Below are 12,390 nucleotides of genomic sequence, written 5' to 3'. Positions count from 1 at the left end.
ACGGTAGCGACGATTGGGAGGTTGCTTATTGGGCCTCCCCGTGGATTGGCGGCTGGGGGTGGCGTTGCGATTGGCTTGGCGGAGTTCGTACGCAGGGCCTTGTTGTGCAGGCTTAACGGATTAGGATGCGCGAAGGCTGGAATTGATCGTCTCGACTCAGGATGCGTTATTTATGGAATCTGCTTTTTCGCAAGTCACCGAGCGTTTGAACAACCGCCGCTTCTGCGTGGCGAACAACGCTCAGGGGCTGTCCGATGCGCGCACAGTGTTTCACTACTTCGTCGAAGGCGCGGCGGTGTGGGGGACTTACGCGGGTGGGCATATTCGCCTGGGCAACCAGGTCGGGCGGGTGACCGGGCCGGACACTATCGAGCTGCTTTATCAGTGCATCACCACGGACGGCGAGATTCGCGCAGGTTGGTCTCGGGGCGTGGTGGGGGTTGATGAGGCGGGGCGACCGACGTTGCGGTTTGTGTGGGGGTGGTTGTCGGGGGCCGAGGGGGGCGGGGAGTCGAGTTATGTTGAGGTGTTTGCGTAGCCGAATGCTTTTTAGCTACACGAGCCCCGCAATCATTGCAATTCCACCGATGTCTCACCCACCGCCGCCATATCCCACGTCCGCATCACCTGCGTAATCGCCGCATCAATACTCTGCAGCGGCGTGTCATCCCGAGCCAGGATGGAAATCCCCTGCAGGAAGCTGTCGAACACGGTCGCCATGGCGGCTGCGTTGGTGTCGTCGGCTAACAGTCCTTCACTCACACCACGCTCGACACACGCAACAATCCCGGCGCGGGTTCGGGCGCGGGAGTGGGTGAGGGCTTGGGCGACGTGGGCGTTTTCCGGGCTCGGGGCGCTCATGACGCCGAGGGTGACCATGCAGCCTTTGGGGTGGCCGTCGTCGCATTGCATGCGTGCCGATTGGCGCAGTGCGGTTTCGATGGCTTGGCGCGGCGGCAGGGTTTCGTCCCACAGGCATTCGGTGACTTGGGCGTAGGTCGCCAGGTAACGCTGCACGCACTCGTCGAACAGGGCTTCTTTTGAGCCGAACGCGGCGTAGAAGCTCGGCGCGGAAATGCCGCCGCCCAGTTCTGTCTTCAATTGTGCGAGGGACGTCGCGTCGTAGCCGTGCTGCCAGAACAATTGCATGGCCTGATCGACGGCATCGTCGCGATCGAAGGCGCGGGGGCGACCGGTTCTCGCCATCTCTGAAACTCCTCGGAAAGTGATTTGGATACTAGTCGATACATAAGTCGTTGACAACGGGCCTCGGCTGCCGCCAGTATTTTATATCGATCGGTATTTAAGTCTGAAATTTTGCTCTCAAGGAGTATCCCGTGACACCTTCATTGACTCTCTCAGCGGCGCCCAAACGCCTGCCCATCGGCGCGCTGCTGGCGCTGGCCATGACCGGTTTTATCTGCATCGTCACCGAAACCCTGCCCGCCGGGCTGTTGCCGCTGATCAGTGAAGGCTTGGCTATTTCGCCTTCGATGGCCGGGCAGATGGTCACCGCGTATGCGCTGGGCTCGGTGCTGGCGGTGATCCCGATGACCATCGCCACACGCGGCTGGCGTCGGCGCAATGTGTTGCTGCTGACCATCGTTGGATTTCTGCTGTTCAACTCGATCACTGCGCTGTCGTCGCACTATGGCGTGACACTGGTGGCGCGCTTCTTCGCGGGTGTGGCCGCAGGGTTAGCGTGGAGTTTGTTAGCCGGTTATGCGCGGCGAATGGTCGAGCCGGATCAGCAGGGCAAGGCGTTGGCACTGGCGATGGTGGGGACGCCGATTGCCCTGTCATTGGGCGTGCCGTTGGGCACTTGGCTGGGCGGTTTGGTCGGGTGGCGTACGACGTTCGGGTTGATGTCGGCGCTGACCTTGATGCTGATCGTTTGGGTGTTGGTGAAGGTGCCGGATTATCCGCCGCAGCCTGCGCATCAGCGTCTGTCGCTGCGCCGCGTGTTGACCACGCCGGGCGTGCGGCCAGTGTTGGCGGTGGTGATCAGCTGGATGCTGGCGCACAACATTCTCTACACCTACATCGCCCCGTTTGTGGCGCCGGCGGGGTTGGCCGATCGCGTGGATCTGGTGTTGCTGGTGTTTGGTCTCGCGGCGCTGGCGGGGATTTGGTTGACGGCCAAACTGGTTGAACCGCTGTTGCGCAAGACCGTGTTGGTGAGCTTGGTGATGTTTGCCCTGGTGTGCGTTGTGTTCGGCTTCTTGGGGCGTGTGCCGGAGGTGGTTTATCTGGGCGTGTTGGTGTGGGGATTGAGTTTTGGTGGCGCGGCGACGCTGTTGCAAACGGCGCTGGCAGATGCGGCGGGCGATGGCGCGGATGTGGCGTTGTCGTTGAATGTGGTGGCGTGGAACAGCGCGATTGCCGGCAGCGGCGTGGTCGGCGGAGTGTTGCTGGATCGATGGGGTGTTGCCGCGTTTCCGTGGGCGATGGTGGTGTTGGTCGCGGTTGGTTTTGTGATTGCCTGGAATGCTCGGGCGCACGGGTTTAAAGCAGGGCCGCGTGGGGCGGGAGCGGGGGCTGTGGTCGGGCACTGAGGTTGGGTGTCAGGTTGATGTGTTTTTGATGGGCTGGCCTCATCGCTGGCAAGCCAGCTCCCACAGGGATTTGGGTGGGATTGGGATTGGTGGTTTGACGTGACACCCATGTAGGAGTGAGCCTGCTCGCGATGGCGGCGGGCAGTTGGCATTGGTGTTGGATTGGATGGCCTCATCGCTAGCAGGGCTAGCTCCCACAGGGATTTGGGTTGGATTGGATTTGCGGGTTTGCGCAAAAAAGTGTGGGAGCTAGCCCTGCTGGCGATGGCGGTGGGGCAGTTGGCAATGGTGTTGGATTGGATGGCCTCATCGCTAGCAGGGCTAGCTCCCACAGGGATGTGGGTTGGATTGGGATTTGTGGGGTTGCGCAAAAAGTGTGGGAGCTAGCATTGCTGGCGATGGCGGCGGGCAGTTGGCATTGGTGTTGGATTGGATGGCCTCATCGCTAGCAGGGCTAGCTCCCACAGGGATTTGGGTTGGCTTGGGATTAGTGGGGTTGCGCAAAAAGTGTGGGAGCTAGCCCTGCCGGCGATGGCGGTGGGCAGTTGGCATTGGTGTTGGATTGGATGGCCTCATCGCTAGCAGGGCTAGCTCCCACAGGGATTTGGGTTGGATTGGGATTTGTGGGGTGGCGCAAAAAGTGTGGGAGCTAGCCCTGCTGGCGATGGCTGCGGGGCAGTTGGCATTGGTGTTGGATTGGATGGCCTCATCGCTAGCAGGGCTAGCTCCCACAGGGATGTGGGTTGGATTGGGATTTGTGGGGTTGCGCAAAAAGTGTGGGAGCTAGCCCTGCTGGCGATGGCGGCGGGTCAGTTGGCAATTGTGTTGGATTGGATGGCCTCATCGCTAGCAGGACTAGCTCCCACATGGATTTGGGTGGGATTGGGATTTGTGGGGTTGCGCAAAAAGTGTGGGAGCTAGCCCTGCTGGCGATGGCGGCGGGTCAGTCAGCGTTGATGTCGGCTGGACGGACGCTATCGCGAGCAGGCTCACTCCTACAAGGATTGTGGTCTAGCCCCGCGCTTCATCCTTCAAATCATCCAGCGTGTCGACGATCGCCTCATCGCGGTCGGCCATCGCGTCTTGCATGTCTTTGGCGATGGTGGTCTGGATGGTCATGACTTTTTGCGCCAGATCGCGGCCCTGTTTCGAGTTGAGGATGATTGCCATCGCCTGCTCGGGATGCTGGTTGGCGCTAATCATCAGGTCGAGTTCGTCGTTGTCGAAGTGGTCGGCGTAGATTTCCACGACCATGTCTTTCAAGTCATCGGGATCGATGTTTTCGCGCACGACGTTGCGGATCTGCTCGCGTTCCAGCATCGGGTAGCGCGAGGCGTAACCGGTGGACACCAGCTCGATCATGGTGCCGTATTGCTTGGTCATTCCACTGGACTCGACCAGTTTCTCGGCCTTGTCCTTGCTACCGCCGCAACCCGCCAGCGCCACAGCCATCACTACGGCCAGCGTTACTTTTTTCATGCTCATGAGCATTTGTCCTTGAATGATCTGGAAGTGCAGAAGGCTTAGCGGCGGCTAAGAGCGTAGGCGCCGGCGATGATGACCAGCACGACGCCGCCGATAAATGCGCCGAGCGCAGGGAACATCGCCGCCGGCCACATCAGGCCGCGACCGAGGTTGTAGGCCAGGCTTGCGTGGGAGTAGTAGGTGCTGAACATCCAGGAGTAGAGCGCGTAGATCAAACCGATAACGAGGTAACCGGAGATGATCTTCCCTTTGAGCGACATGAAGTCTTCCTTGTGCGGCGGTGAGACAGGGGATGGATTTTGCGTAACATACTATTTCAGTAGTGGCACATCAATGGCATTTCTGCCTCCATCCCCTCGTTTCGCTGGCACAAGTGCTTGATAAACCGGTTTTTCCGCAGGTACAGAACGTTGCCAGCGGCTTACAAAAGTTTACTTTCCTGTTGCCACGACTGCTGCAGAAACTCGCTGATCTGCGTCGTTACTTGCTGCTGAATCACTTCCCGTGGCCGCGCATTCTCACCATCGCCACAGATAATCCCGTCGCCCGGCACATCCTCTTCCAGCAACGCCACCGCCCCCGGTTTGCACATTTGCAGGAAGGTGAAGTGGCTGGCGTCGCTGATCTTCACGTAGCGATTTGAAGCTTGGGGCAGGCGTTTGGCGAGGTCGGCCGATTCCAATTCAGCCGGCAGTTCCACCGACGGTACGCCAGCCGCTATTACCAGCGTCGGCACTTGCAGGTTCGCGAGGCTTGTATCCGAGAAACCGCGCGAAAAACCCAAGTCCAACGACACCACAGCGGTAACGCGAATATCGCGCAAGTCGCCCGCCAGGCCTTCTTTCAATTCAGGTGTGCTGGCCGGATTGATCGTTTTGTAATGGATGCAACTGGCTAACTCTGGATGGACTTTGCAGTCCCGGGCAAACAGGTCCGGGTCGAAGCGGGCGCCAGCGATTTCCATCGCCGTCCAGCCACCGAGCGAGTGACCGACCACGGCGATTTGCCGTTTTGATACCACGCCGAATTTTTCCGGTTGCGTCGCGACCGCCTCAATCGCCCGGTGCAAATCGATGGGCCGCTGCCACAGCTGCGCCGCTGCCGTCGGGTTGCGGTCATGGGTGGTGGTGCCGGGATGGTTGACCGCCGCGACGATGTACCCCTGCTGCGCCAACGCACTGGCCAGCCAGGTCTGATTGCCCCAGTTACCGCGATAACCGTGGGAGAGCACCACCAACGGGTGCTCGCCTGCGGTGGGCGGTGCGTTCCGCACGGCGGAGGCGCCGACGAAGACCACGTCGTCGGCGATCAATTCTGGCGCTGCGGTGGTGGTGCTTGGGTACCAGACGACCATCTCCAGCGGACGCTCGTTGTGTGGGTCGGGCAGGGTGGTGGATTGGAAGCCGAGGGCGTGGGTGTCAGCGAGAGCGCTGGTGGTCACGCAGATTAAAAGCAGGGCGCTGAGGGCTGTTTTCAACGGGCAATCTTCCTTGAATCTGGTAGCGAAAACGGGGAGCAGATTTATAACGCAAAGTAGCCTACGGCCGATACACGTTTTTACTTGCGGGCTTGTCGATTTTTTTCATACTTGATAATCAACTTCGACAAAAAAACGGCGCCATCTTTTTTGATGGGTGCCCTCCTTAAAAGTATCTCCATTGCATGACGTTCAACATTGCATTAATAAATATTCGGCGTTGGCAGCAGTGTTTGAAAACCCGTCTATATTGGTTTTTAGGTCAACACATAGCGGGTGTTAAACCACTCGCAGCACCTCACTAAGCAAGGACGCTCGATGCTCAATTGCCGGGATATGAAGTCCGCCCTCGCAGGCGCGTGGTTCATTGCGACTGGAACTGCTTTAGTGGCAGTTGCCACGCTATCGGGCTGTAGCGTCATCAATATTTATGACGATGGCTCCTTGGTTCAAAAGTATTACGGACTGCCCATTTACACCATCGATTCGACGCAAGCGCAAAAAACCCTGTATCTGGAAAGTCGCGGTGTCGGAATTATCAGCGGCCCGACCGGACTCTCTATCGGCTACAGCAAAGAAACCTTCCTTAGTATCCCCACCAGTAAATGCGCAGCGGTATTCATCAATCCCAGTGCCGAAGCTGCCAATACCTTAAGAACCACGTTTGAAGCCGCCGGGGTGGACGTCAGCACCCTGTGCATCTATCCCGCGCAAGGAGCCCCAAATGAATAAATACATCCTGATCACAACGCTGCTCATGAGTGGATGCTCACCGTTGCAGCAAGCACCTCTGGTGTATACCTCCAAGCAAGTGCTGGGCATTGATATTTCAGCGCCTACGACAGAATCAACGGGATTCAGCATGAACCTTGGTTTCAAGAATATCGATGCTGCGTATGTTCCTTTGGCTGTGTCGAAAGAAACCGAAGGTGTCATGACGCCAATCAAGGAAATATATGCAACGTATGGCGAGGGACCCCAAGCTGCGCAGACTGCTACCACTCCGGAGCAACAACAAGCTGTAGCGAAGCTGACAAAAGACCTTGTCGTAAAAGAACAGCAGGTGAATTTACTGAGGTCGGCAAGAAACCAACTTATCCAAAACAAAACATTGATTGATAATAAAATTCCCCTTGAGGCCAAACCACTTTCTATGAAGCTGTCTGAGTTGGTATTGCTGCCTCCTGACGTAGAAAACAAGCTCAGTTCCGAGCAAAAACTCACGCCAGTTCAAGTCAAAGAAACTGTCGCTAACGTCGATGAGGGTATAAAAAAGAAGGAAGTCGAAGCGGGTCAGACTAAAGAAAAGATTAGTCAAATACTGAGTATCACCAAGCGCGATGCAATGTCTGTATTCGGCAGTTTTGATTCAGGGCTTAAAAGCGATGGCACCTCAGGCGTTTCACACCAGTTAGGGAAAATGTTTTCTACCGGGGTCGCTGCTCAAAACCTCACGCAGGGCCTGCAGCGATATGCTGTGTTGGAGCAGTGCCTTAACCTGATCAAAAGTACGACGGATCCCACTCAGAAAAAGGATCTGATTGCGATGTGCAGCCGTTCGACCGGCACAACCAGCCAAGTCGAAGCACCATAGTGGCGTCAAGGCGAGCAAGCCCTTTTCGAATGGGCTTGCTCTGTTGAAATTGAGCTTGATTACACCTTACCAAAACCAAAAAACGAACGCAGTTTACTGCCCCGCTTCCTTTCATAAAACGGCGTCACTTCCCTGAGAAAGTAATCACTCAGCCCCGTTTCCCCTTCGATCACCCGGCACAAATCAACCGGCCCGCCATCCGGCGCGGTATCCCCGGCAACATTGCCCGCTTCGCGCATGACTCGATCAATATCGCCGTCCGCTTCAATACCCACGATCAGATGCGGTTTTTCGTCGACCGAGGTGTCGTGCATCAATGCCAGATATGCGCGTTTCACATTGGAATGTTTGGCGAGTAGTTGCGTGAGTGAGTTGACCATTTGGGATGGATATTCAGCAGGCTGGCCGAGCAGCACGTTGGTTTCTTTCTCCACCGTGCGCGTCGTGGCGGCTTGGCCGACGGCATTGGCAAGCAGATTGCTCACTTCTTCCGGGAAGAATTCTTTGCCGTAGGGCGATTTCGGATTCAGAAAAAGTAGGGCGCCGAGGGTGATTTCGAACAACGATCTGGCGGGTATTTCGAGGTAGGTCTGCTCGCTGTCGATGGACTGCTGCAGTGTTTGCAGTGAGGAGAAAAACGGGATGACCGGTGTGCCGTCCGGTTTTTGCCAATGGGCGATGCTGATGTTGCTGCCGGCTTCGAGATTGACGTGGCCCTCTGCCTCGCCCGCGGTGCCGAGGATGTACACGTTCGAGTTGAGCAGAGTGTTGAAAAACGCCGGGCGATGGGCGGGTTCGTCAGCGGCGAGTTTGAGGCTGGTTTCCAGCGGGTTTTCTGTTTGGGTTTCCATGGTATTCATCCGTGACTCGGTCAAAAACAGGGCAAAGCGTAGATCAAATACATCGCCGTTGGTTCGACTGATGCCTTTGCGGGCAAGCCCGCTCCCACAGATTTCAGTGTCGCCCACAAAATCCAGTTACAGCGCCAATCCCTGTGGGAGCTGGCTTGCCAGCGATGGCGGTGGGTCAGCCGACTTATTTGGCACTGTTAATCCGCTATCGCCAGCAGGGCTGGCTCCCACAGGGTTTTGTGGCGGCCACAATATTCAGGTACAGCGCAGATCAATGTGGGAGCTTGCCCTGCAAGCGATGGCGGTGGGTCAGTCGATTCGTTTGGCACTGTTAGTCCGCTATCGCCAGCAGGGCTGGCTCCCACAGGGTTTTGTGTCGATCACAACATTCGAGTACAGCGCAGATCAATGTGGGAGCTGGCTTGCCAGCGATGGCGGTGTGTCAGCCGACGTATTTGGCACTGTTAGTCCGCTATCGCCAGCAGGGTTGGCTCCCACAGGGTTTTGTGGCGGCCACAAGATTCAGGTACAGCGCAGATCAATGTGGGAGCTTGCCCTGCAAGCGATGGCGGTGTTTCAGTCAACTGCTTCGGCACAGAAAGTCCGCTATCGCCAGCAGGGCTGGCCCCCACAGGGTTTTGTGTCGATCACAACATTCGAGTACAGCGCAGATCAATGTGGGAGCTTGCCCTGCAAGCGATGGCGGTGTTTCGGCCAACACATTCGGCACAGCCAGTCAGTCGTCGCAGTAGGGGCAGGCGTCAGAGCAAACTCCACGAAACCCCGACATACACCCCCATCCCTTCACCCGGCGTCGATCGCGCGGCGTCCAGGCCTTTGTCGTCGTAGCCCGGAGTGACCGTCGCCGCATAATGTTTGTTGGTCAAATTGCGCATGTCCACCCAGCCTTGCCAGTCGCCTTTTGGCGCGTTGTAACCAAGCGTGGCGCCGAACAGCGCGTAGGGATCGGCGTAGTAGCTGTCGGCATAGTCCACGGCAACTTTCGACACCAACTGCGTGTTCACCGCTGCAAAGAACCCCTGCGGCCAGTCATAGCGCAATTCACCCTGATAGTAATGCATCGGAAGGCCGGGGAGGCGGTTGTCGCCGAAGCGATCATCATCGCGGTAATGGAAATCGCTGAAGGTATACGCCTGACGCAAGCTCAACTGACCGCCATCGGCAGCCGACCAGAGCTTGCTGTTGAGGCTGGCTTCAATACCTTGGTGCACGGTTGGGCTGGCGTTCAACTCATACGGCGTGACGGCATTGGCGTCCGGCAGCACCGAGAGCAGTTCATGCCGAACCTGCGCGTAGTACCACGCCAGACTCCATTCGCCGACGGCGCTGTCGCCTCGGCCCCCCAATTCCAGTGTGGTCGCGGTCTGGTTTTGCAGTTTGATCGGATCTTTCTGCGTGCCGGTCGCGGCGCCATTGCCGGCAGGGAAGCGCACGTTGGAGCTGTAGATCAGCGACCACGGGTGCGGCGCTTCGACGGAGCGGCTGAGGTTGCCGAACACTTGCAGGTCCGGGTTGATCTGGTAGCGCAGACCTATACGCGGGGCGTAATCCCAGTCGTTCATGCTGGTTTTGCCGCCGCTTTGCGGGTAAGTCACATCGCTTTCGCGGCGGGTATAGATGGCGGCGAGGCCGGTGGTCAGCCAAAGGTCGTCGGCGATTTCCAGGTCATTGCCGAAGTGCAGGACGGTGTCCGAACCCTGATACGTGAAGTCGCGCATTTTTGTGCCCGGCGCATAACCGGCGGTGTTGCCGGACGGAACTCGCACGAATTCGCTGGCGCCGTCGTTGGGCAGGTGTTTGGTCACGCGCAGGCCGACATTGCTGTGGCTTTCCATGCCGAAAAGCGTGTCGCGGCGCTTGTAGTCGAAGGTGCCGCTGACGTCGGTGTAGGCGACTTTCAAGCGGTTCGGGCCTTCGCGCAAATCCATCGGATAGTCGTGATAGACGAGGCCGGTCTGGATGCTCGAATCGTCGTCGATGTACCAAGTGGTCTTGTTGCCGATGAAAGTGCTGCCCGGCTGTTTGCGGCTGTCGTCGCGCGCGACATACGACGGATTCGCCGCCCGTGGATCGTGTTCGATGGAATGCTTGGTCACGCGGCCGGCGAGGTCGTTGTCGGTATCGCGGTAGCGGATGTAGAAGCGGGTTTCCAGATTCGGATTGAAGCGATAGCCGAAGTTGGCGATCACGCCTTTGCTTTCGCTGGCGGTGTGATCCTGGTAGCCATCGGCGTTGGAATCGGTGAGCGACACGTAGTAATCGAAGTCGCCGAGCACTTGCCCGGAGCTGACCTGACGCTGCTGATAACCGTGGCTGCCGGTGGCGTAACGCACTTGCAGTTTCGGCGCGTTGTAGCCGGTGTGGCTGACGTAATCGATGGCGCCGCCGAGAGCCAGCGAGCCACGATCAAAACCGTTCGCGCCGCGCAGCACTTCCACGTGATCGACCCACAGCGGTTCGAGCAATTCGTACGGCGTGCCGCCGGGACCGCTCAACGGCAGGCCATCGAGCATCGTGTACAGCCCCGACGCATGGGCCCCCGGCGCGCGGTTGATGCCCGAGCCACGCACGGAAATCTTCACACCTTCGTTGCCCGCCGACTGCGCGTAAACGCCCGGCTGATAGGCCAGCACATCCTGATTACTCGCCACGCGACCCTGCAACGGTTGGCGCATGTCGACCACATTGGTGGCGCCGGGCACCTGATCGAGGCGCGCCTTGGCTTCTTCAACGCTGGCGTCCGAACCGCTGCGCTCATCCGCCGAAATCAGCACTTGCCCCAGTTCCAGACCTTGAGTCTCGGCCATCGCCGGGCAGGCGAGGGCCAGGCCCAGCAGGGCAGTGGGCAGGGATTTGGGCGACGGCATCGAAAAACTCCAGGCAAACAAGGGCGGGCAATGAACAGTGCGACGTAAGAAAGAACGAAGGAAACACATGGCGATTTTGCTTTTTGTCGGGCCATGGCAAACAGCGGGTCATGGACTAACCTCAGCAGTCTGCAATTTGCCTCTCTTTCCCGACCATCCGCGAGGGTTCGTTCATGAGCAAAGACAAGAAAAAAGCCGCCAAGGGCGCTGAAATGCCCAAGTTGAAGAACAAGGATTACCTCGAGCAATTGCGCAAGTTGCACGTCGAACTGGTCAAGTTGCAGGAGTGGGTGATCGCCAAAGGCGTGAAGGTCTGTATCGTTTTCGAAGGCCGCGATGGCGCCGGCAAGGGCGGGACGATCAAGGCGCTGACCGAACGTGTCAGCCCGCGTGTTTTCCGCGTGGTCGCACTGCCCGCACCGACGGATCGCGAAAAGAGCCAGATGCATGTGCAGCGCTATCTGCCGTATTTACCGGCGGGCGGCGAAGTGGTGATCTTTGATCGCAGTTGGTACAACCGCGCTGGCGTCGAACGGGTGATGGGTTTTTGCACGGACGAACAGGCTGACAAGTTTCTCAAATCGATTCCGTGGGTCGAGCATGCCATCGTGCAGTCCGGGGTAATCCTGCTCAAGTATTGGCTGGAGGTCAGCCCCGAAGAACAGACGCGCCGACTGGAAGCGCGGATCAACGACGGGCGCAAGACCTGGAAACTGACACCGATGGACCTCAAGTCCTACAGCCGCTGGTACGACTATTCACGAGCGCGCGATGAAATGTTCAAGCACAGCGATACCGAGCATGCGCCATGGCTGGTCGCCGATTCCAACGATAAGCGCCGCGCCCGGCTGAACATCATCAGCGATGTGCTCAGCCGCATTCCGTATGAGGACGTGAAGCGCGAGAAAGTTGAATTGCCGAAACGGCAGAAACCAGGCAAGTACAAAGAGCCGAACTATCCGTACCGACGTGTGGCCGAGACGTTCTGACGGGGGACATTGTGGGAGCGAGCTTGCTCGCGAAAGTGGTGGGTCAGTCGGTATTCTCGCCACAGACACACCGCCATCGCTAGCAGGGCTAGCTCCCACAGGGTTTTGGGTTGCCCATTAAATCTGTGCCTGGCGCGATCAATGTGGGAGCTTGCCCTGCAAGCGATAGCGGTGTCTCAGTCAACTACTTCTGTACAGAAAGGTCGCCATCGCCAGCAGGGCTGGCTCCCACAGGGTTGTGTGTCGATCACAACATTCGAGTACAGCGCAGATCAATGTGGGAGCTTGCCCTGCAAGCGATGGCATTGGGTCAGGCACCTTTTTCGGCACAGATACACCGCCATCGCCAGCAGGGCTGGCTCCCACAGGGTTTTGTGGCGGCCACAAGATTCAGGTGCAGCGCAGATCAATGTGGGAGCTTGCCCTGCAAGCAATGGCGGTGGGTCAGGCACCTTGTTCGGCACAGATACAGCGCCATCGCCAGCAGGGCTGGCTCCCACAGGGTTGTGTGTCGATCACAACATTCGGGTACAGCGCAGATCAATGTGGGA

11 protein-coding genes are annotated in these 12,390 nt (G+C 58.1%); 5 read left to right on the top strand and 6 right to left on the bottom strand.

The genetic code is table 11. From position 1 onward, the window contains the following. The first annotated feature begins 172 nt into the window (after positions 1-172). Complete coding sequence (locus AC3Y64_RS15890) at positions 173-538, top strand: avidin-fold protein (RefSeq protein WP_489984403.1); 366 nt, start codon at positions 173-175, stop codon at positions 536-538. Positions 539-570: 32 nt separating this feature from the next. On the opposite strand, the gene AC3Y64_RS15885 is transcribed toward AC3Y64_RS15890, so the two are convergent. Further along, positions 571-1,206, bottom strand: a complete 636-nt coding sequence (locus AC3Y64_RS15885) for a TetR/AcrR family transcriptional regulator (protein ID WP_489984402.1) — start codon at positions 1,204-1,206, stop codon at positions 571-573. Positions 1,207-1,337: 131 nt separating this feature from the next. Between AC3Y64_RS15885 and AC3Y64_RS15880 the strand changes: the two genes are divergently transcribed. Beyond that, positions 1,338-2,555, top strand: coding sequence for an MFS transporter (locus AC3Y64_RS15880; RefSeq protein WP_489984401.1), 1,218 nt, complete (start codon positions 1,338-1,340; stop codon positions 2,553-2,555). Positions 2,556-3,566: 1,011 nt separating this feature from the next. Here the strand turns inward: AC3Y64_RS15880 and AC3Y64_RS15875 are convergent. From AC3Y64_RS15875 to AC3Y64_RS15865, 3 genes are all read right to left on the bottom strand, one after another. Further along, positions 3,567-4,040 (bottom strand): DUF2059 domain-containing protein, encoded by a 474-nt coding sequence (locus tag AC3Y64_RS15875; RefSeq protein WP_489984400.1) that lies wholly within the window; start codon positions 4,038-4,040, stop codon positions 3,567-3,569. Positions 4,041-4,078: 38 nt separating this feature from the next. Next, positions 4,079-4,300, bottom strand: a complete 222-nt coding sequence (locus AC3Y64_RS15870) for a hypothetical protein (RefSeq protein ID WP_158956542.1) — start codon at positions 4,298-4,300, stop codon at positions 4,079-4,081. Positions 4,301-4,461: 161 nt separating this feature from the next. Further along, on the bottom strand, positions 4,462-5,517 hold the full coding sequence (locus AC3Y64_RS15865; protein WP_489984399.1) for an alpha/beta hydrolase family protein: 1,056 nt from the start codon (positions 5,515-5,517) through the stop codon (positions 4,462-4,464). Between the two features lie 318 nt (positions 5,518-5,835). Between AC3Y64_RS15865 and AC3Y64_RS15860 the strand changes: the two genes are divergently transcribed. After that, positions 5,836-6,249 (top strand): hypothetical protein, encoded by a 414-nt coding sequence (locus tag AC3Y64_RS15860; RefSeq protein ID WP_489984398.1) that lies wholly within the window; start codon positions 5,836-5,838, stop codon positions 6,247-6,249. Then, positions 6,242-7,111, top strand: a complete 870-nt coding sequence (locus tag AC3Y64_RS15855; RefSeq protein ID WP_489984397.1) for a hypothetical protein — start codon at positions 6,242-6,244, stop codon at positions 7,109-7,111. The genes AC3Y64_RS15860 and AC3Y64_RS15855 overlap by 8 nt, the downstream gene beginning before the upstream one ends. A gap of 59 nt (positions 7,112-7,170) precedes the next feature. On the opposite strand, the gene sseB is transcribed toward AC3Y64_RS15855, so the two are convergent. Together sseB and AC3Y64_RS15845 are read right to left on the bottom strand one after the other, a co-directional pair. After that, entirely contained in the window at positions 7,171-8,079 is a 909-nt protein-coding gene (gene sseB / locus AC3Y64_RS15850; protein WP_489984396.1) for an enhanced serine sensitivity protein SseB, read from the bottom strand. 644 nt (positions 8,080-8,723) lie between these two features. Next, on the bottom strand, positions 8,724-10,850 hold the full coding sequence (locus AC3Y64_RS15845) for a TonB-dependent receptor family protein (protein ID WP_489984395.1): 2,127 nt from the start codon (positions 10,848-10,850) through the stop codon (positions 8,724-8,726). 173 nt (positions 10,851-11,023) lie between these two features. Here AC3Y64_RS15845 and ppk2 point away from each other — a divergent pair, with 173 nt between their 5' ends. Beyond that, positions 11,024-11,839 (top strand): polyphosphate kinase 2, encoded by an 816-nt coding sequence (gene ppk2 / locus AC3Y64_RS15840; protein WP_489984394.1) that lies wholly within the window; start codon positions 11,024-11,026, stop codon positions 11,837-11,839. Positions 11,840-12,390: the final 551 nt, after the last annotated feature.

It is taken from the genome of Pseudomonas sp. 4CAES_32.4 (assembly GCF_058136335.1).
Note: the sequence above shows the minus strand (reverse complement) of the source record. Positions and strands in the feature narration are given on the sequence as shown.